Origin of the sequence: Methylobacterium sp. 4-46 (assembly GCF_000019365.1) — a bacterium.
Classification (GTDB): Bacteria; Pseudomonadota; Alphaproteobacteria; order Rhizobiales; family Beijerinckiaceae; genus Methylobacterium.
Genome location: NC_010511.1, coordinates 6,099,363 through 6,119,143 on the forward strand (window position 1 = coordinate 6,099,363; position 19,781 = coordinate 6,119,143).

Consider the following 19,781-nt stretch of genomic DNA (forward strand, 5'->3'; position numbering starts at 1 on the left):
GCTCTCCGTCCGAAACCCGTAAGATAGGCGCATCGACATGCAACTGTAATGCTAGGCGGTGAGCTTGACGCCCAGGATCTCGTTCTCTTTGCTGGCGACCAGCGGCAGGACCGGGGCCCAAGCGTTCGGTTGCTCGCGGCAGCGCCGTCTGAGCCCGGACCATCCCCCGCCCGCCTAGCGCGCGCGGCCAGCAGCGTTCAGCACGGCTCCCGGGTAGACCACCCGCACCACGGGCTCGGTCAGTTGCGCCTGAACCTGGGACGCCTCCGGCGCACCAGCCGGCACCCTGCGCAGCTTGGCCAAGGAGCGGCGCGCCTCCTCGGCCAGAAGCGCGCCTGCGGGCGCGACCATGGCGGCGAGCAGCTTGCGGGTCCTGCGATCCAGGCTGGAGGAGCGCCCGGCGTCCTCGAAGTCGCCGACCCGGTGCTGGTCGCCGCCTTTCCCGGTGAACACCCTCGGTCCCTGGGCGGTGATCACGATGTCCCCGCGCCGCAGCGTGGCATCCCTCAGCAGGGCGGCTCCGGGATCGCCGGCCTTGGCCAGGGTGAGAGCGGCGTTGTCGGCCAGCTTCGGCTTGGGCGCGGGCTTCTCCACCTTCTCCCGCACCTGCTCGGGCCGGGGCAAGGCGGCGTAGCGCACCTTCTGCTTGGGCCGGATCTGCGCGCGCGGCTCTCTGAGCCACTCGCGGCGGGTGGACTGTCGCCAAGCCCGGCGTCGGTGGGCGGGGTAGCGTTCCGCTCCGGACCCGTAGTTGAGCAGGGGCTGCACAACCGGCACGGGCTCGGGCTGCGGCGCCGGCCCGGCCCCAGAGAGGTTGTGGAACAGCAAGCCGAACCCTTCCTCCTCGCCGGCCCGGACGTGGGCGGCCATCGCGAGCACGAGGCACCCGGAGGTGAGTGCGACGAGCACGCGGCGGAGGGGGAGGGTACGGAACAGCATCGGCGTCTCCGCTCAGCCCACGCAGGCAGCGGGCCGGTGCGGCCTAAACGGAGGTTGGCCGATCCCGTTCCGAGCGAACGACGGCCCGGCTTGCTCCACACCATCGGCTGTGCGCTTCATGGGTGTGAGGAGCCCATCCACGAGCCGAAGCAGGAACTGCGGGAGATCATCCCGAAGCTGTGCACGCTAAACGAGGGACGAACAATTCCCGGGTAGCGGGCGGCCCCTGAACAACGGGGGCTCGTGAGTGTGACGTGGGGCAGCGTCAATCTTTCCAATTGGGGGCCTACCGCTCGTCAAGTTTTCAGGACCACGCAGGCACCGCCGGCTGCACGGATCTTCCCGCAGAGTGCGGCCGCTTCCGCTTGGCTCTGGGCCGGCATGCGGACCCGGTAGAACGCCCCACCGCCCCGGCTCAGCAGGCGCGTTCCGATGATCATCGGGCGAGCCTCCCCGATCACCTTGGCATAGGCGGAACGCGTGCGCGCAAAGCTCTCGAGGGCTTGCTCCTTGGAGAAGTTGCCGGCCAGCTGAACGCCCCAGGGACCCCACGGCGGTGGCGCTGGCGGGACGACAATGGGCTCAGGAGTAAGGGGCGAGGAACGCTCGGGGCGTGACGGGACACGCAGCCCCGCGGTGATTTGTGCGCAGCTCAGAGCCGTCTCCGCTCCCCGCCCGGCTGCCGCCAGAGGGGTTGAGGGGGCGGCGTGCTTCGCCTCGCCAGTCTCCGCTGCCTTGCCCACCGCGCGAGTGTTGCCCACCTCCCCGGGAGAGATCGCGCCAGATATCTCGCCAGTGAGCGTATCCGGTCTCGCCATTGCCGGAGGGCGCCACTCCTCCGCTGCTCTGCCGGTGACTGCGTGGACGTAGGCCCGCGTCTCGGCGGGCAGGTTGCCCGAGCCGACAAGCCAGTTGGCCACACGGGTCGGGCCGCCGTTGTAGGCGGCGGCAGCGAGGCCAAGGTTGCCGAACCGCTTGCGCAGATCGGCCAGGAGATGCGCCGCGTGCGGGATGGCCTGCTCCGGGTCAAAGGGGTCAGAGAGGCCGCGCTCGCGCGAGGTGCCGGGCATGAACTGCGCCACACCCTGCGCCCCGGCGGAACTAGTGGCGCCAACCCGGAAGCCGCTCTCTCTCCAGATCAGGCGCGTGAGAAAGGGCACCGGCAGCCCTCTGGCCCTGGCGGAGCTCTCGATGATCCGGCAGAGCGCCTGCCCGACCGTCTCCATCGTGGCCGTACTCGGAGCGGATTGCACTGGTGCCGCGACCAGCGAGGCCCCGATCACGCCGGCCAGAAGTACGCGCGCAAGCTTCTCGATCACGCAGCCGGTTCTAGCTGCTGCAGGCCGGAGTTCAACATCGAACCCGACGCCTGAGGCGATGCGATACCTGGCCCCTGCGATCATCAGAACACCGGCAGAGGGCCCGCTGCCAGTGGATCATGCTCGCCTGCGCACATGGGAGTAGAGCCGAGCAGATCGCCGGAACATCGGACGAAGCACCACTCCCCCGAGCCCAGCGGCATGATCCCCACCAGAGCTGCCGCGTTGAAGATTGAGGTGCCGGCCGGAGAAACGCCGTGATGCGGTCTGTCGTTTTCGCCATCGCCACGCTCGTGGTGGTTTCCCTTCCTGTCGCGGGTCAGCCGGCGCAGCGCCTAGAGCGTGTTACGGACTTGGACCTAAGTGCTAGTGATTGCTCACCAATTCAATGGGACGCTGCGCAGAAAGTTCGTTGCTGGTCAATGGTCTAGCGTCGGTGCGTAACACGCTCTAGGAACAGAGAAGGCCGAGATCATCATCGAGACCGTCGCGCGCGGTCTCGACGGAATCAGAGTTCTTTATCGCGACACAGCCTGGACGATGAGGCTGATCTCGAAGTGGCCGCCCTTGGAGGCGCCACGGGCTTGGCGTTTCAGCGTGTGGGCGAGGACGTTGAGGATCATGGGCCGGCTCCGGAGCGGAGCGGCAAGCTGGTCGTGGTGTGCCTAACGACCGGTGAACGCGGACCCATCCGCGTTTGCGACACGCCCCCCCGCCGACGACGTCGAGGCAACGTGGGGCGCAGCGGTCAGCGCGATGCGCTCCCGGTTGCTCGGCCTGCCCGCGAAGGCCGCCTCACGGGCCGTCACGATGAGGACCGCGGCCGAGGTCGCCGCCCTCATCCGGGCCGAGATGATCGACATCCTCGCCGAGCTGGACGGGGTCGAGGTCACCGTCATGTCACCGATCCGGCCGACCGCCCCGGACGGGGACGACGCGGCCGGCGACGAGTAGGCGCGTCGCTACCCCGCCGTCCTGGCCTTGCCGCCGCGGCCCTGGCCGAGGCCGCTCGCCTTGGCGAGTTCGGAGCGCTTCGCGGCGTAGTTCGCCGCCACCATCGGGTAGTCGGGCGGCAGGCCCCACTTGCGGCGATACTCATCCGGGGTCAGGCCGCGCGTGCCAAGGTGCCGCTTCAGGGACTTGTACTGCCGACCGTCCTCCAGGCTGACGATGTAGTCCGGCGTGACCGTCTTCTTGATCGGCATTAGGGGGGTCAGCGGCGCGGGCTCCTCGGCCGGCGGCGCGGAGAGCTGGTTCAGCGCGTCGTGCACGGAGGCGATCAGCCCTGGCAGGTCGCCCACCGGGGTCGCGTTCTTCGACACGTACGCGGCGATGATTGCAGCGGTCAGTTCGACCGTGTCAGTCTCGGGGGCGTTTTCTCTCATCTCGGCCATCTTTCGCCATCTTTGTTACAGCTTCGAATGACATGAAGCGGCGCTGGATCGGCAATTGAGCTGGCAAAGTCAAGCAGAAACGGCAATTGTTGCCTCACGATTACGGCATGTAGCCGCTATGTTCTGTCCCTATCTTTGGACTTGTTTTGGTATGTGGAGAGGCGGGCGGCCAGCACTCGGCCGCCCGCCTCCTCCCGTGCTCGCGTGAGCGGGCGGAGCGGGCGTATGAGGTGCACGAACTACTTGGGCTTACCCTTTGCGCCTCCTCGACGGAGGGCCCCGAGGCCCATGCTCTTGGCAAGTTCGGAGCGCTGGGCCGCGTAGTTTGGCGCCACCATAGGGTAGTCCCGCGGCAAGCCATACATCTGCCGATACTCATCAGGCGTCAGACCGTTCTTGGTGAGATGCCGCTTCATGGACTTGTACGGCTTCGCATCGATGAAGCTGATCAGAGCGTCCGGCGTGATCGACTTGCGGATCTGGGTCGGGGTGGCCTTCGGCTTCTCCTCGGCCGGAGGCGCGGCAGACTTTCCGAGATCACCCAGAGTTGCGCCGACGGCAGCGATCAGGCTCGGCAGATCGTCTGGTCGAACCATGTTATTTGAGACGTAAGCTGCCACAATATCGGCAACCAATTTTATGGATACTGCGTCAGAAGAAACGGCGTTTCCGTCGTTGACGTTCGTGTTATTATCTTGACCTGCTTGCACTAGAGTCCTCCAAGATGAGATCATAATCTTTAATAAATTCATTTCAGGCCAAGTCAATACCTTACTCGGGCGCGCCTATAAGAGATTAGTTCTAGATGGGAGACCATTCGCAACATGGGCGATCAGGAGGTGACTGACGAGAGCCTGCGATTTCGGATCGGCGTCGACGACCAGTTCTCGGCGCCGCTCGCGAAGCTCCAGGGCGCGCTCATGCGCATCGCCAAGGACGACTCCGTCCATTCGTTCAAGCAGGACTGGACCGAGGTCGGTCGCGCCGTCGAGAAGGTCGGCGGCGTTCCAGGGGCCGGCGCGAGGCGGAGACAGCGGCGGCTCCGCGCCTACCCTGGGCGGCGCTCTCACGCGGCTCCGGCGCAATGCAGGCATCGGCGGCTGGTGGACGGCGGAGCATCACCAGCACGCCGTCTACGTGCTGGTGAAGGGCGGCTCTCGGAGCTGGGCACGAAGGCCCTGGTGGCGCGCTGGTCGGCCGTGGAGGCCCGCAGCGGCCCAACCTCGGTGCACCCGCGCTCGGGGGCGTTCGGGATCGCGCAGTTCAGGTCCAAGTCGGGCGGCTACTCGCGGCTGCGCGACGACGAGGTCGTGAACGACTTCAAGAGCGGGCCGCCCGGCCGCGCCGCGGCGCGCCGCATCGGCGACGAGATGATGGGCCGGCACTGCAACGCGGCCGGGGCCTCGGCCGGCTCCGGCACGGGCCACCTGTACATCACCATGCACGGCTCCCCGACCGGGACGCGCGGCGATCGCCTCGACCAGGGCGAGCAGGTCGTGCACGGCGGCCTAGTATGCAGCTGCTGGGTTGGCGGTACTGCTCATCGGGGCTCCTCTCGCCAGCCGGGAACGGTGGCCACCTGCATGGAGAACGGCCCGGCGGTTTCGACGAACCGGACGCGGTGAGACCCTCGGCTTGGTAGTCGAGGAACAGCAGCCTTCTCTTCAGGTAGCGGCTGAGTGCGCCGGTGGCACCGCGGTTGCGCAACGGTGAGGAGGCCGACGCCCCTATCTCGAAACGAGGTAGAAACACATGCAAGAGCGCCGAAATGCTCCGCGCGATCGGACCTTCCTGGGGGGGAGTATCGCCTTCAACGATCTTACCGTCGACTGCCTGATCCCGAACAGGTCTCGCGATGGTGCAAAGCTGATCGTGAATGGGACGCTCTTTCTCCCGCGCGAGTTCGATCTGACGTTCAAGCGAGAGAAGCGGACGCGGCGCGTCCGCCTGACATGGCGACGGCGCGACGAGGCCGGGGTGGCTTTCACGGCGCCCGCGCGCGAACCGCGCATCATCGCCGTCGACGCAAACGGCTACATCGTTCCGCCTGCAGCCATCGACTGACAGGTCGGTCATGCAGCGTCCCCACCGCGAGCCGCAGCCTCAAGCTCGGCGAGGCTGAGGGCGCGCAGGGTGGCCGCCGCCACGAAGTCGAGGATGGCGACGCCCTCGGGCGTGTCGGGCACCGTCGCCAGCACCTCGACGTCGGAGGCGGTCGCGCAGATCCCGAGGCGCACTACTCACGCGGCGCACGAATGCCCAGAACCCGGATGGCGCCATACGCGAGTACGGCCGACAGCAGCGCCAACCCAATCACGATCCAGGAGCCGTGCTCGTTTTCAGCAAACGGCAGACCCTTGGTGTTGATGCCGAATACCCCTGTGATCAGCGTCGGAGGAAGGAACAACGCCGTCAGGATCGACAGGGTGTAAAGTTGCCGGTTCGACTGCTCCGCCAGGCGAGCCGACAACTCCTCCTGCAGCAGGCGGCTCCGCTCCGCGATCAGGTTCATATCACGGTCGAGGGCGTCGAGCCGCTGCGCGATCCGGGCGGCCGTCATGACGGCGAGATCGGGCAGCTGTTCAGTGTTGCCATCCTCCTCCAACCGATGGAACACCGCGCGCAGGCCGAGCAGTTGCCGGTGCAGGCGCACGGCGTCTCGGCGTATGGGGCCAAGCCGTCGACGGTCGCCCCGCACGCGCTCCTCGAGGATGTGGTCCTCGATCGCGTCCACCTCGTCCGCGAGCTTGGATCCCGAGGCGGCGATCGAGGCAATCACGTACCCGATCAGTCGCTCGAGCAGGAGGATCGGTGAAGCGAACCGTGCGCCCTCCGTCGCAGCGGCGCGGGCGGCATCCGGGCTCTCCACCCGTTCACGCCGGCCGCTGACCAGCAGGCGCGGGCCGAGGACGAAGTGCAGCCGGCCGGTGGCCCCATCTGCGCCCGCGTCAGCCTCGCTCTCCTCGTCCCGGGTGAGGTCAGCGACCACACCGCCGATGTGATTACCCTCGACGGTCACGCGCTGGTGCTCGTCGGTGCTGAAGACGCAGGTCGCGAGCCGTGGCGGACCGAGTTGCCCATCCCTGAATACCGCGTCGAGGTGGGCCGTGGTGAGATCGAAGTGGAGCCAGAGGAAGCCCTGCCCGAAACCACCGAGGTCTGAGAGGTCCTCTTGGGGGTCAACGAGGTGACCACGTCCCGCCTCGTCGAAGCGCATGGCCCAGAGCAGACCATTCAGGAGAGACTCCCCTCGAGCGGATCCGACCGAGCTGGCCTCGGCATGGGACGGCGATGTGAACCGGCTCATCACAACTGGCCTCGATCTAGGAGGGCCACGATACCCTTTCCAGCGACGCCGAACGCTCCGCACTTCTGCCTCAACTGACGACTCGCGAGCTGCGGGTTAGGCGCACCCGTGGATCCTCCGGTCGTATTCTGGCCGGTGCAGGCCGGGTGTGCTGACGTACCAGAGTTAGATGGCCGAGGTGTTGACCCTGCCGAACCGCTGTCGAAGTCGGATCACGCGGCGCGCGCGGTCCCAAATCACCACGGCAGAGTTGGCGGTGAAGGCGCGCGCCTTGAACATCGCCTCAACGTTATCTTGTGCGTCTATTAGCTCAACGCCGGTAATGTGATTGTCCATGTTCATCAAGTACGCTCGATAATCGAGCGTAGGATTTTCATTCTCGTCGCATGATCGCGAGCAAGCGCAACGACATGTCATTTGATGCCCCGCCTCGTTGGGCGAGAGATTCCGGTCTCTCATTGCTAGGCTTGACTTCGATCATATTGGTATCAAGCAGTTTTTTACAATTCCAGTGTTTGTTGCTGTGCAACATGAAAGCAAGCGCTGCCAATTGAGAGGCGCCCAAAAGGACCCACTATCGGGGCTCCTCATGCCAGCCAGCGAGGCCGGTCCATGCTTCGACGAGGGTCGCGGTACGGGCCTCGGCCCTGGCAGGGTCGAGCGCCCGGAACCAGTCGAGGACGAGGCGGAGCGCGTCCGGGCCCGCGGCTTCGGCGAGGGAAAGGCGCCGGTGGCGAACAGGAGCCCCGCAGGCGGCCTTGGCGAATCCAGAGGCGGGGGGGGCCTCGGCAGCTTGCCGAAGGGCGCTGCCGGCCCGTGCATAGGCCACGACGGGGTTCTGGGACGGCAAGCCCCCAAGGGCTAACCTTCCGCCGAGCGTTCGCGCGTCTGGACGCGGCGGCCGAGCTGTCAGGCCGGATCCCAGTCCGGTTGATCGGCCGCGAGTGAAGTCGAGAAGGCCGCCAGCGGCATCGGCTCGCCGCCCGGCGGGGCGATGAAGACCTGAGTAACGCCCTCGCGATCGAGGACACGCCCGCTCTCCAGCGCGGCTTCGGCAGTTTCGCGTCCGACCGAGAGCGGGCCGGCCGCGGTCTGGATCGTGACCGTGAACGTGTTCACCGAACCTTGGACACAGAAACGCTGTCGTGACAGACGGCGGATTGAGTGCCCCGTTCCGCGGTACGCTGTGCGTCGGCCGCTACGGCATCGCTGTGCCAGGGTGAGGCCGCTGGTTTTCATTGTCTGGAGCCGTCCATGATGAGGTTAGGATCAAGGGGTCAGTAGGGCTGGAGCACGACAACGACCAACTTGCCCATATGAGTGCATCAAATCAGCCGTCCTGCCATTAAACTTCAAGCTTTCATTGGATTGTGAGCAGCGAAGCTGAAGCCCAGGGAGGAAGGCTCCCGAGTGGACGGTTTAGCCAACGACTTAGATGCGCCAGTTCCGGACCTTCGATTAGGGCGGCCGGAACGGCGGCTCAATACCCAACACCGGACCTTCCGGGGTCTCGCGGATCGAATCTCAGCACCAAGCCGGCATATGGGTCCAGCCCTCAAGCCTGATTTCTCGCAATTCAAGAATTCTGATGCGTCGTGACATGGCCGTTCGTCTGTGAGTTGGGCGCAGCCTCTCCTTTCGCATTTTAGGGATTAGGAGGACCAGCTCCGGGCAGGGCATCTCCCTCCTCAGCACGGGCCATCAAGTCGGTCTCACGCAGCATCGCGACCAGCACTTCGTCGCCGATGCGATCCTCCTCACGCAGGCGCACCAGAGCCGAACGAGCTGCGTCGAACCCATTAACCTGGTGCGGACCCGGGTTGGCCAAGGCCTCGCCGATGGCGCGATGGGCCAGATGCCGCTCGTGCTCGCTCTGCCGCTCATCGGCGAGCGCCGTCCGCTTGACCACGGCGCGGAGCGTTAGCCCCTGCAGCAGAACGGACGCGACGATGGTCACGGCCGCGAGCGCGAGGATGACGTTGCGCTCCGGGAAGGGGTGGCCGTCGGGCAGGGCTGCCGGGATCGACAGCGCGATCACGAGGCCAATCACGGAGCGCGTCGACGACCATGTCATGACCGTGGCGGCTCGGGCGCAATCGCGTCCAGACGGCACCGATCGGCCGCCTCCGGCCACAAGGGCGCGTGCGATCGGAGGTAGGTGTCCGGCCAGGTACGATGCCACGAACTGCACGGTGAGCACGAGGACTAGAACGCCCGCGGTTGCTGCGGCGAGACGCAAGAGGCCCCAGGTTTCGACACCTTCGAGGGCCTGGGGCAGGGCACGCCCGGCTAGGAAGAACAAGGCGCTTGAGATCATGAGGCTCGCCTGCTCCCAAAAGGCCGTGGAGCTCACCCGAGCCTCGGATGAGGAGATCGGGGCGCCCGTGCGCCGGTCGATGCGCACCGCCGAGACGACGAGGGCCGCAGCCGTGATAGCACCTACCACGGACAGACCGAGCGCGTGGGCAGTGAGGGCTGCTCCGTAGGGCGTCGCGACGGAGATCGCGATCTCGACCGGAGCTGGGTCAACTCGCTGGCGTGCACAAGCAATGCCGTAGCCAATGGTGCAGCCCAGCGCGACACCGGCCGGGAGGTCCCAGAGATAGTGCTCGGCGATGTTCCAGGGCGAGGTGGAACCGCCAGCCTGGGCCATCTCGATCAGGAGGGTGAACGTCGCGAGGATCAGCAACCGGCCGGTTAGCTCGCGCGCCTTGAGCGTATCGGCGATAGCGCGCGGCACTTCCGGGCGACCCTTTGCCTCGTGGAACAGGCGGGTGTCGAAGATCGCCGCGACAGTGCCGAGCAGGAGGGCGCCGGTCCAGGAGAGGCCGGGTAGCAGGACGAAGCGGGCTCCGGCAGCAACTGCGGTGGTGGTCGCCCCGACAAGAAACGCACCAACCAAAACACCTGGCCAGAATGTAAAGCGTAAGAGGTGCCAAGAAACCCGAACGGAGGAGGCGTAGATGATGGGAGGCAGAAGGAGATTGAGCACGAATTGCGGATCAACTGAGGTCGCGGGCAGGCCGGGGAGGATGGCCGATAAAACACCTAGGCCGAACAGGACTATGGAGTCTGGCACCTTCGTCATGCGCGCCAGGGCCAGAACGGGCCCGATTGAGGTGAGGAGAAGTGCAACGAATTGGTAGTTGCTCAAGCTTTGCTCCACCGCCGCGCACTCGCCCCGACGCTTCTACCCTCACCGTGGCGTTGTCACGCGAAGCGGTGGCAGGCCGGCTCGGGTCGGGGTAGGGCAGGGGGCATGCAGCCCATCTCGTACGCTCGCCACCAGTTCCCACCCGAGATCATCCGCCACGCTGTCTGGCTGTACCTGCGCTTCACCCTCAGCTACCGCTACGTGGAGGAGCTCCTGGCCGAGCGCGGCATCGAGACCACCTACGAGAGCGTCCGGCGCTGGGTGATCAAGTTCGGGCTCGTGTTCGCCCGCAATCTCCGCCGCCTCCGACTCCGATCGCCCAGCAGGTGGGATCTGGACGAGATGGAGGTCTTGATCCAGGGCCGACGTATGTACTCGTGGCGGGCGGTCGATGTAGAGATGAAGCTCAGTAGACAAATCTAGAAATTCGTTAGGCATCAAACTGCTCCTTAAACCGCGATGCCCAAGGTTGATCGAGTAAATTTCTCGAGGTACTCCACGAGATGGTCTGATGAGCTCGCCGCCTGCTCTGGCTCGCCTCTGGCCATCGCAATCAAGCGCGCGGCATGCAGCTCAGCAGCCTTCTCGAGACTGCCGTACTTTTCGTAGTGAGCGAACCAGAACCGTCTCGATAGGCCGTGCACCCGACGAATCATGTCAGCGAGAATCTCGTTATCTGCCGCCTCAGCTGTGATCGCGTGACACTCTCGAAGCACCTGCATGAAGGCACGGCCGTCGCCGTCATGGGCCGTCGCGGTAATCTCATCCGCAAGAGCGCGCATTCGCGTTCGCTGTGCCGGCGCGGCAAGCCGAGCCGCGTGACGTACGACCAGCCGTTCGAGCTCCGCCCTGATTTCCAGGATTTTCAGCTGCGTCCGCGTGTCGATCTCCGCGACGATGATGCCGCGGCGGGGAAGCACTACCACTAAGCCCTCCAGCGACAATCGGAGAAGCGCCTCACGTATGGGAGTACGACCGAAGCCGAGCTTTTTGCTCAGCGATGTTTCGGAAAGAAGCGAGCCTGCGGGGAGGACGCGCAGCGTGATGAGCTCTTCAAGCACCTCGTAGGCCTGATCGCGCAGTGAAGGTGCAGCAGCGGGTTCGACGGCGCTGTCGTGAGGCGACGCTGTCCCACCGCGGCAACTCTCCTCACCCAAAGCCTGCCCGTTAGCCTTCGCAATCACCACTCGTACTCCCAAGCGCGGTCACGAACCGCCAGCCACCGCTGACACGTTATAGGGTGGCATCTGATCCTCGATTGACATATCAGATGCGGATGAGTGACAAGCAACCAACCCCGGGGAGAAAATCTCAATGCAACGCTTCGCCGCTACCTTCGCTCTCGCATGTCTCACATGTTCCAGCGCTGGAGCGGGCGAAGCACCGGTTAAGATCGGCCTGCTGACCGACATGTCCGGCGTGTTCGCAGACGCTGACGGCCCGGGCGGAGCCGAGGCCGTGAAGATGGCCATCGAGGATTTTGGCGGGGAGGTCCTCGGGCAGAAGATCACCTTTTTCTCAGCCGATCACCAGAACAAGCCGGATATCGGCGCTGCGAAGGCGCGCGAGTGGTTCGACCGAGATGGTATCACTATGGTGCTAGCAGGCCCGAACTCGTCTGTTGCACTTGCCGTCAACGCGATTTCACGTGACAAGAAACGCATTTTCATGCCGATTGGTGCAACCACGTCGCGCCTATCGAATGAGGACTGCACGCCGTACACCGTACAATACGCCTACGACACAATTGCCCTCTCGAAAGGGACAGGTTCAGCCGTCCTCAAGCAAGGCGGAAAATCCTGGTATTTCGTTACAGCCGACTTCGCATTTGGCACGGCAATCGAGAAGGATACGCGTGATGTTGTTCAGGCTCAGGGTGGAAAGACCCTCGGCTCTGTCCGCCATCCGCTCGGCACGGCTGATTACTCGTCGTACCTGCTTCAGGCTCAAGCCGCAAGACCTGACGTCTTAGCACTGGCGAATGCCGGAACCGACACGATCAACTCCATCAAGGCTGTCGATGAATTTGGCCTCGTCGATCAAATGAAAGTCGTAGCCATGAATATGTATCTCAGTGATGTCCATGCTCTTGGGCTTGATGCCGCAAAGGGCATGTACATGACGGACGGTTGGTATTGGGATCTTAACGACAAAACACGTGCATGGGCCAAGAGATTTTTAGCGCGTACTTCCAAGATGCCGACTCTTGTTCAGGCCGCCGACTACTCCGCAGCGTGGCACTATTTGTCGGCCGTTAAGGCTGCTGGGAGCAGCGATTCAGATGCGGTGGTCGCTAAGATGCGTGAGATGCCGATCAATGATTTCTTCGCAACGGGTGGCCACATTCGGGCAGACGGGCGAATGATACACGAAATGTATCTCATGCAAGTCAAGTCTCCGAGCGAGTCGAAATATCCGTGGGATTACTACAAGGTAATTGAGGTTATCCCAGGCGAACAAGCAGCGTTTACTAAAGAGGAGAGTCGCTGCAATTTGTGGAAGTAAAGCGACACTCACCAGAATGATTACCCACGGGGTGCGCACGAGCGCGGCGCGACCCACAAGCGAGGCCGCTGGAGGGAGCCCGCCGCGACTCTTGCCGGAAGCTGATTTCGCTGATTCCCTCGTGAGATGGGCCGCAGTGATCTTGAGCGTTTGAGCAAGGAGGAGTTGATCGAGCTGGTGCTGCGACTGCAGCGGCCTGAGACGACCTCGCGCACCTCCTCGAAGCCGCCCTCCACTGATCGCAAGAAGCGGCGCGAGCAGGCCGAGCCTGGCGGTGCCAAGCCCGGTCACGAGGAGCACAGCCGTACGCTCAGCCCCGATCCCGACGAGGTCGTCGCGCATCGCCCGGTTCAGTGCCCTTGCTGCGGCAGCGCCCTGGCTGTGGACCTGCCGGCCGAGATCGTCAGCGTGCGCGAGCAGGTCGAGCTTCCGGAGGTGACGCCGCTCGTCACCCAGCATCAGCGGCTCGCGGTGCGCTGCCCGTCCTGCGGAACTCGGGTCGTCGCCCCCCCTGCCGAAGGAAGTGGGCGGCACGCCGTTCGGCCCGCGGTTGCACGCGGTGGCGACCTACCTGAAGACCGTCCAGGCCCTCTCCTGCGGTCGCCTGGAGGCGGCGCTGGCTGACCTGTTCGGGCTCACCCTGAGCCAGGGCGGGCTGATGAACCTGCTCCGTCGCGCCCGGCGGCAGTTCCGGTCCGGTCGCGAACCGGCGGTCTCGGCGCTGCGCCGGGCCGCGGTGGTCGCCTCGGACGAGACTGGCGCCCGGATCGAAGGCTGCAACTCGTACCACTGGGTCTTCCGCTCGGACGAGGCGGTCGTACATCACGCCGCCCCGACGCGGGCTGCCTTCGTCGTGCACGCGATGGTGGTCAGCCTGCGGTGTGGCTGTCGGACCGCTACACCGCCCAGCAAGGGCACGGCGAGCGCCACCGGACCTGCCTGGCGCATCTGGCGCGCGACGTCGCCTACGCGGCCGAGGTCAGCGACGATCCCGTGCCGTTGCGCCTGTAGCTGTGGCTCGGGTCCGTGTTCAGCCTGGCCGAGCGCGTCACCGACTTGGCTGCCTCGACGCTCTCGGCCAAGCGGCGGGCGCTGGAACGGCAGCTGTCCGACATCCCGTCCGCCCCGAGCCGGTGAGATCTGACCCGTGCGCTGCAAGCCAAGATCAGCCGCGCCCGCGATCAGCTCCTGGTCTTCCTCGACCATCCCGGCCGCGTGGAGGTCACGAACAACGGGTGTGAGCGAGCCCTGCGCCCGGCAGTGGTGCAGCGGAAGGTGACGAACGGCTACCGGGCGAAGCGGACGTGCGCACGGCGGTCGACACCGCTCGCCTCTCGGGTGCCGACACCTTCGCCACTCTCCTCAAGACCATCCGCGCCTGAGCCCGCTGCCACGGGCGTGGGTAATTACTGCCCAGCTCTCACACGAATCGGTGCGAAGGCAGCAACCGGGATCGCCCACGTCACCCCGCCTAATTTAAAGCATCTATGGGCGCTCCTCTTGTGGGGAGACTCTCTTCTTTGTCACGAAATCTAAACACATGAGTTGTTATTTTACCTAAGCTGAACTTTCACCAGAGATGAGTTATGCTCCGGCGAACCGGCTAAAGAATGGCCGCGATCTTGACGCCAGCGCAGAAAGACCTGGTACAATCCTTCCTTATCGGCTGAGCCGCGATCTCGACGCCAGCGCAGAAAGGCTTGATACAATCCTTCCTTGTCGGCCGATGCGCTCGGACGCCGCTCGTTGAGGAAGGCCATGAACTCGGCGCCGGGGAGCGGCTCACGGTGGGCATCAAGCCATTCCTGCGCGGGCTCGAACCGCGTCCATCCGCCGACCTCGGCGGCGAGGTTCACATCCCGCCATTTCGAATGGCGTTGAGGCGCCAGGAACTCGTCGAACTTGCCGAAGAAGGCATCCACGAAGCGGGCAAGCCTGGCATAACGCTCGGATCCCTTCGGGTGATTGTAGACCCCCAGCACGGTCCCGACCGCCAGCGTCTCAATTTCATCCTCGTCGCGGACGAGGTTCGGGTAATCCTGACGCGTCAGTGAGGCCGGCAGATAGTCGTCCGAGATCGAAGGGCCGTACTTGGCGGGGATGAGGTGAAACCGATCGCCTGGAGCGAAACCCGCCACCACCGCCACGGGCTTGGCTGCCACGGAGACGACCGCGTCCACCTCGCCTTTGCGCAGCATCTCGAAGGCGGTCGGTTGGTCGACATTGATCGCCTGCACGGTGACGCCGAGGTTCCGGAACATCGCCCGGCCGCTGTAATCGGTGCCGCTGCCCTTGACGTCGAAGGTCACCCGCTTGCCCGCGAGCTGCCGCGCCTCCGTGACGCTGTTCGGACCGATGATATGCAGCTCGTCGTCGAACAGCTTTGCGATGTAGCGGATATGCGGCGCGATGCTGGCGAGGCGCTTGTCTTCGCGCAACTGCTCCTGCGTGTCGGTGCGCAGAAAGGCGAGGTCGACGCCCTTCAGGAACCGGAGATCGTAGGCGTTCTGGCCCGCCCCCTTGCCCAGCATGGGCAGGACGCGCAGGCGCTCGTCGTCAAGGACGAAGGCCAGGTCCGCTCCGACACGGAAGTAGGTTCCTCCAGGCGTGCCGGTGACAACCGAGACGGTTGCGGCGTTCATGCGTTTACCGATCGCATGCTCCGTCTCGCCGGCCGACAATACGGCCTGCTTCCCTGCGGCCTGGGACGCGCCCGCGGCTTGGGAGGTATCCCGCGCGCCTGCCGGGGAGCAGGGTACGCCAGCCAGCAGGAGGGCTGAGACGGCGAGGGCCATCAATCCCGTTGTCCGAGTTTTGCAGCTCATGGCATCCCCCCGTTTGCCACCCCTACGGAGCCCGTTCGTGCCTGGAGTCGGACGCTCCCCTGGCGAGCCTGAGCGGCCGCTTCGGCATGCATGCGTGCTTGCTTCGGGTCGGCCTTCAGCCCTCGACTGCCCAGGCGGTGCAGGAAAGCCTCGTCGTAGGTTTGCCCCAGGAGGTTGATCGCGTCGGCGTCACCGGCCGAGGCCGCCCGCCGCAGGAATAGCCGCGCGCCACTCACGTTGCCCAGTCGCAGCGCTTGCTGGGCCTTCGCCACGAGGGCCTTCGGGAGTGGTTCTGCCGCTGAGCCCTGGCCGGTGGGCGTGGCGGGTTGCGGTTCCGCCTGTGCGCTGCGGCCTGATATGCCTGCCGCACCGGCGGCTTGTGGGACGATCGGGGATGGGGTTGCCGCCGCGGTCCTGGCTTGAACGACCCTTGGCTCGGGCGAGGGAGGCAGAGAGGCTTGCGGGATGATCACCATCGACAAAAGCTTTTCGACGCGAGCGGAGCTGTCGGTCTCGGACGCGGGCAGGAGGCCTGCGATACCCACATAGATCTTCGTCTCTGGTGCACGCGAGACCAGTTCGCCTGGTAGAGTGAACGTCAAATCTTTGAGGTTCAGCGTTGTGATCTCAATTAAATCTGCATCGTTCATCACAGTCATGCTCTGATAATTATCTGAAACGATAGCGCCGTGTGGCAGCCCTACTAAATATATTGTTGAGTATCTGCTTTGTGCGGGTAGCAGATTTTTGATTGGTACGGATATTCGCTCATCACAAGGGGCTCTGATTGTAATCAATCTGGCTTCTTCAGGCTTTATTTCTGTTTTATTCGACAATGATGAGCTTATAGATGGATCATCGTCAAATTGTGCAAGAGATTGATTGCTCAAGATGCAGGCAAAAGATCCCATCACCATGAATGGCAGGGCAACTTTTTTGTTGTATGATCTTGAATTGCACAGTTCTCCTGACATGACAGAACCTCCCACGATTCTTATTATAATTCATTAATTCTTGGAACCTCTGCGGTTCCCAGGCGCCATCCAAGTTCTTTGATGCGTGCATTCACATTCGCATCCCATCGATATGTCAATCACTCAAATGAACTAGGCGGATTACTGTGTTTCATTGTGAAGCTTATATAATTCGCGAACGATACTCGCGGAAGCTGCAACCGGGACTGTTGGCAGCCTTGGGCTTGTTACAAACACGGAACTGGGACGCAGCAGGGGCCTGCCACTCCGTTTTCGTGCTTTGTTATCCAGGGCGGGCCCGACGAGGGAGGCGGGTCCTTCGTAACGTCCGCAGGGGTATGGCTGTGCGGATGGCGAGCGGAGGCGCGAAAACCCTGTCCGTATGGGTCGGTTTCGATACACGTGTCAGGCGACGTCAGGGGCTGACCCCTTGGCGACACGGTGGGAAGACCCCATCCACTCTACCTGCTGCTTAAGGTTGTTCGCCGGCGGGAGCGCGTCCGGGCGAGCGCTGCCCGCTCTCGCGCGTTGCGCGACAAGGCCTTGACCCGCTCTCACCGGCGAACAGCCCTCAGACTGGGGACCGATGCAAGGCATCGACCCTCATCAAAATCAACTCAGGCGGGAGTCGCGCCAATGGCGATAGAGGGTCAGCCCCTGATGTCGCCTGACGCCAGCAGGAAGCGGCGCAGCTGCGACCCGAACCCACCCACGATCCCCGGCGGAAGCGGCGCCACCAGCGGTAAGCCGGCCGGCACAAGCCAGCGCTCGCGCCGATAGCGGATCACGCAGGCCTCCGGCACAAGATCGCTGACCGGCATCTCCTCGTGGCCCTTGGAGCGCGAGCCCAAGGGCGCGGCGACCGGCTGCATCACCTCCGGGATGAGGGCGCTGCACTCGTGCGCCAGGCCGCGCCGCGCTGGCTTGCTCCACGACCGGCCAGCCGACCCGGTGGCCATCTCCAGCCCGGAGGGCGTCAGGCACGTCTGAGGGCGGGGCGGCAGGCCCTTGAGCCGGGCGATCTCGTCGCGCAGTGCCCGGTTCTCCGGCGACAGCCGCTGAACCACACCGATTAGCCTTCCCACCAACGCCCGCAGGTCCGACAACCCGAGCGTCTCATGGCGGCGAACGCGTATGTCGCCCGGATCTTGGATGAGGATGTGAGCGAGAATGCCTATCACGCGGAGGTCCCGCGGGAGCGTCAGGTCCTCTCCAGCTCTACTCCTCGGCGCGTCGTCAAGGCGCGCTCACCTCCCGATGCAACTCGCTCCCCCGCATCAGGCGCCGGGCGATGTCAGCCGTCTGCAACGCCGCCCGTTCGGTCGGTGAGTGGGCTGCAAGATATCGGGCAACCGCGACGAGGATGTGCCGGCCCGCGTCGGTATCGCCCCACTCCGCGAATTGCCGGATCCCGGCCTCCAGCATCTGATAAGCATGGAAGCCCGCATCTTCGCGCAGCACCGCCCGTGCGAGCGTGGCAATCAGTCCCTGTGACGGGTGGCCGAGTGTGAGATGCCGGGCCACGAGCCTCGCCGCGACATCGACATGCCGCTGCCGGTCAAACGCATCGAGCAAGTTGGCGCGGATGGCCTCGGCGTCGGCGGGCAAGTCGTCGAGCGGCTCGTCGCCGTCTCCCGGAATGTGGGCCGGCGGTACGTTGAGGTAGCGGGTAAGGTACAGGGCCATCGCTCCGTGCAGGATGCTGCGCACGGCCGTGACGCGACCGTCGGCGCTGGTAGTCCCGATTCGGTTGAGCAACTGGTGGACGGCGTTGGCGTAGCTGAAGACATGGTGCGCCGCCTCCCAGTCGCCGTGCTCGTTGGCGTTGCCGAACCGCGCCACCCTGAGCGCCGCCCCGTATGCGAGCGATTGGCCTAGGTCAGAGGGGGAGGCTCCTGCGCGGATCGCCGCTTCGAGCATGTCCATGATCCTGACTGGATCGTCACCGAGCAGCTCTCGGGCGAGCGTCACGTGGTTCGACCAGCCTTCGGCCCGGTGGGCAGCAAGCAGGTCCGGCCATTGCCTTGCTGGTTCCTCACAGAGTGCAACCAGATCAACGGGCTGTCGCCACGCGGTCGATTCCTCGGCGCCGCGGGACGCCGCCATCTGGCCGACCACAGTCGGCAGCACCGCCGTCGCGTGCTCCCAGCCGATCAGGTCGAGACACTCGAACGCCTTGTTGATGAAGTCGAGGGAGTGCCCGCCGTCAGCGAACGCCCGCTCCGTCTCGGCCGCGAGAAGCGCGTCGGCGAGTACGGGTGGAGCGAGTCCGGCCGCGATCGCCGTGAGCACGGTGCGCTCGGCCGCTTCGCGATGACGAACGGCGGTCCAGCGCCCCAGCCAGCGCTTGAGCGCAGCCGGGTCGGGCCGGCTTCCAAGCGCCGCCCGATCCCGCCGCCGCGGCGCGCCATCGCAGTCCGCCGCCACGTGGCGTGCGCCGTGGAACAGGGCGAGGTATGCTTCCTCCTCGGGCAGCACCGGCAGGAGATTGGCGAGCGCCGTGAGGATCGTGAGACCCGCGCCCCAGCCGTCGCGGTTCCGCGCCCCGAACAGCGCCACCTGCCGCACGATGTCGGCTCGCGGCACCTCGGCCGCGAGCTGACCCTGCACGGCCTTGGCGATGACGAGGTCGAGGTCGTGGGAGAGGCCGTCCGCAAGCCGCTGCTCCCAGTGGCCGACGGGGTCGGCGTGGGCGAACCCGGTCCTCACCCAGACCTCTCCATCGCGCACCTCGACCGGGCAGACTGGGACATCGTCCGCCCACAGGTCGAAGGTGCAGCCGCTCTCGAGGTCGAAGCGGGCGTGGTGCCAATGACAGGTCAGGATGCCGTCCTCGACGCTGCCCCGCTCGAGCGGGAAGCCCATGTGGGGGCAACGATTGTCGAGGGCGACGACGCGTCCGCGGTCGTGGATCACCAGGATCGGGCGATGGTGGCCGTGCATAACGATCCGCCCCTTCGCGCTCAGCTCCTCGAGACTTCCCGCCAGCGAGAATTCCCTGTTCGGCGCCTCCATGAGCATGCCTCCTGCAGCTATGCTGTGTTCTGAAGCAGGCGGATGGAGCAACCATCCACTCATGGCGATGCGCGCGGGCTGCGCCTCAGTCAAGGCGGCCTGATAGACCGAGGTGCCGTCGCGGGGGTGGTTGGAATGTGACGTTGCGTAGTCTCCGGGAAGCATCACACCGGGAACTGAGCTGCGGTCGCAGGAGGGACAGGGTCCTCCTCATCTGAGGCCGCAACAGTAGTTTTCTGACAAGTTTCCGCGGTTTCAGCCCTGAACAGGTGCAATGTCCGGCGGGAGATCAGGTGATATCGGGTGTAGAACGTGTTCTGGACAGTCGAGCGCATTGCGCGGAGACGCT

18 protein-coding genes and 2 pseudogenes are annotated in these 19,781 nt (G+C 64.9%); 6 read left to right on the plus strand and 14 right to left on the minus strand.

What is annotated here, in order from left to right:
* Positions 1–174: 174 nt before the first annotated feature.
* Both M446_RS26865 and M446_RS26870 read right to left on the minus strand, forming a co-directional pair.
* Positions 175–939: a hypothetical protein gene (locus tag M446_RS26865; protein ID WP_012335248.1), complete on the minus strand. Its 765-nt coding sequence runs from the start codon at positions 937–939 to the stop codon at positions 175–177.
* Positions 940–1,235: 296 nt separating this feature from the next.
* Entirely contained in the window at positions 1,236–2,258 is a 1,023-nt protein-coding gene (locus M446_RS26870; RefSeq protein WP_012335249.1) for a lytic transglycosylase domain-containing protein, read from the minus strand.
* Positions 2,259–3,014: 756 nt separating this feature from the next.
* Between M446_RS26870 and M446_RS26880 the strand changes: the two genes are divergently transcribed.
* A complete protein-coding gene (locus M446_RS26880) occupies positions 3,015–3,212 on the plus strand; it encodes a hypothetical protein (protein WP_265576432.1) in 198 nt (65 codons plus the stop codon).
* A gap of 8 nt (positions 3,213–3,220) precedes the next feature.
* On the opposite strand, the gene M446_RS26885 is transcribed toward M446_RS26880, so the two are convergent.
* Both M446_RS26885 and M446_RS26890 read right to left on the minus strand, forming a co-directional pair.
* Positions 3,221–3,652, minus strand: a complete 432-nt coding sequence (locus M446_RS26885) for a MucR family transcriptional regulator (protein ID WP_012335251.1) — start codon at positions 3,650–3,652, stop codon at positions 3,221–3,223.
* Positions 3,653–3,891: 239 nt separating this feature from the next.
* Positions 3,892–4,362 (minus strand): MucR family transcriptional regulator, encoded by a 471-nt coding sequence (locus M446_RS26890; RefSeq protein WP_012335252.1) that lies wholly within the window; start codon positions 4,360–4,362, stop codon positions 3,892–3,894.
* Positions 4,363–4,476: 114 nt separating this feature from the next.
* Here M446_RS26890 and M446_RS39200 point away from each other — a divergent pair, with 114 nt between their 5' ends.
* Both M446_RS39200 and M446_RS26905 read left to right on the plus strand, forming a co-directional pair.
* Positions 4,477–5,277: a hypothetical protein gene (locus M446_RS39200; RefSeq protein WP_012335253.1), complete on the plus strand. Its 801-nt coding sequence runs from the start codon at positions 4,477–4,479 to the stop codon at positions 5,275–5,277.
* A gap of 127 nt (positions 5,278–5,404) precedes the next feature.
* Positions 5,405–5,716, plus strand: coding sequence for a PilZ domain-containing protein (locus M446_RS26905; protein WP_012335254.1), 312 nt, complete (start codon positions 5,405–5,407; stop codon positions 5,714–5,716).
* Positions 5,717–5,724: 8 nt separating this feature from the next.
* Here the strand turns inward: M446_RS26905 and M446_RS38325 are convergent, their stop codons facing one another.
* The 5 genes from M446_RS38325 to M446_RS26925 all read right to left on the minus strand — a co-directional run bounded on the left by M446_RS38325 (position 5,725) and on the right by M446_RS26925 (position 10,113).
* Positions 5,725–5,889, minus strand: a complete 165-nt coding sequence (locus M446_RS38325; protein ID WP_168169174.1) for a hypothetical protein — start codon at positions 5,887–5,889, stop codon at positions 5,725–5,727.
* Positions 5,889–6,959 (minus strand): transporter, encoded by a 1,071-nt coding sequence (locus M446_RS26910; protein WP_012335255.1) that lies wholly within the window; start codon positions 6,957–6,959, stop codon positions 5,889–5,891. Before M446_RS26910 ends, M446_RS38325 begins: the two co-directional genes overlap by 1 nt.
* A gap of 165 nt (positions 6,960–7,124) precedes the next feature.
* Entirely contained in the window at positions 7,125–7,301 is a 177-nt protein-coding gene (locus M446_RS26915) for a hypothetical protein (RefSeq protein WP_265576433.1), read from the minus strand.
* Between the two features lie 567 nt (positions 7,302–7,868).
* On the minus strand, positions 7,869–8,078 hold the full coding sequence (locus tag M446_RS26920; RefSeq protein ID WP_043701676.1) for a hypothetical protein: 210 nt from the start codon (positions 8,076–8,078) through the stop codon (positions 7,869–7,871).
* A 526-nt stretch (positions 8,079–8,604) separates the two neighbouring features.
* On the minus strand, positions 8,605–10,113 hold the full coding sequence (locus tag M446_RS26925; RefSeq protein ID WP_265576434.1) for a cation:proton antiporter: 1,509 nt from the start codon (positions 10,111–10,113) through the stop codon (positions 8,605–8,607).
* Positions 10,114–10,218: 105 nt separating this feature from the next.
* Between M446_RS26925 and M446_RS38330 the strand changes: the two are divergent.
* A pseudogene (locus M446_RS38330) lies at positions 10,219–10,512 on the plus strand (IS6 family transposase); the annotation flags it as partial.
* A gap of 50 nt (positions 10,513–10,562) precedes the next feature.
* On the opposite strand, the gene M446_RS34345 reads toward M446_RS38330, so the two are convergent.
* Positions 10,563–11,300: a GntR family transcriptional regulator gene (locus M446_RS34345; protein WP_168169175.1), complete on the minus strand. Its 738-nt coding sequence runs from the start codon at positions 11,298–11,300 to the stop codon at positions 10,563–10,565.
* A 127-nt stretch (positions 11,301–11,427) separates the two neighbouring features.
* Between M446_RS34345 and M446_RS35915 the strand changes: the two genes are divergently transcribed.
* Positions 11,428–12,618, plus strand: a complete 1,191-nt coding sequence (locus M446_RS35915) for an ABC transporter substrate-binding protein (protein ID WP_012335261.1) — start codon at positions 11,428–11,430, stop codon at positions 12,616–12,618.
* Positions 12,619–12,744: 126 nt separating this feature from the next.
* Positions 12,745–14,000: pseudogene (gene tnpC / locus M446_RS26940) on the plus strand (IS66 family transposase).
* 171 nt (positions 14,001–14,171) lie between these two features.
* Here tnpC and M446_RS26945 read toward each other — a convergent pair.
* The 4 genes from M446_RS26945 to M446_RS26955 all read right to left on the minus strand — a co-directional run bounded on the left by M446_RS26945 (position 14,172) and on the right by M446_RS26955 (position 19,432).
* Entirely contained in the window at positions 14,172–15,413 is a 1,242-nt protein-coding gene (locus M446_RS26945; RefSeq protein WP_043701679.1) for a TAXI family TRAP transporter solute-binding subunit, read from the minus strand.
* Between the two features lie 26 nt (positions 15,414–15,439).
* Positions 15,440–16,417, minus strand: a complete 978-nt coding sequence (locus tag M446_RS37580) for a hypothetical protein (protein ID WP_012335263.1) — start codon at positions 16,415–16,417, stop codon at positions 15,440–15,442.
* A gap of 650 nt (positions 16,418–17,067) precedes the next feature.
* Positions 17,068–17,598: a hypothetical protein gene (locus tag M446_RS26950; RefSeq protein WP_012335264.1), complete on the minus strand. Its 531-nt coding sequence runs from the start codon at positions 17,596–17,598 to the stop codon at positions 17,068–17,070.
* Positions 17,599–17,653: 55 nt separating this feature from the next.
* Positions 17,654–19,432: a Rieske (2Fe-2S) protein gene (locus M446_RS26955; protein ID WP_265576435.1), complete on the minus strand. Its 1,779-nt coding sequence runs from the start codon at positions 19,430–19,432 to the stop codon at positions 17,654–17,656.
* Between the last annotated feature and the right edge of the window lie 349 nt (positions 19,433–19,781).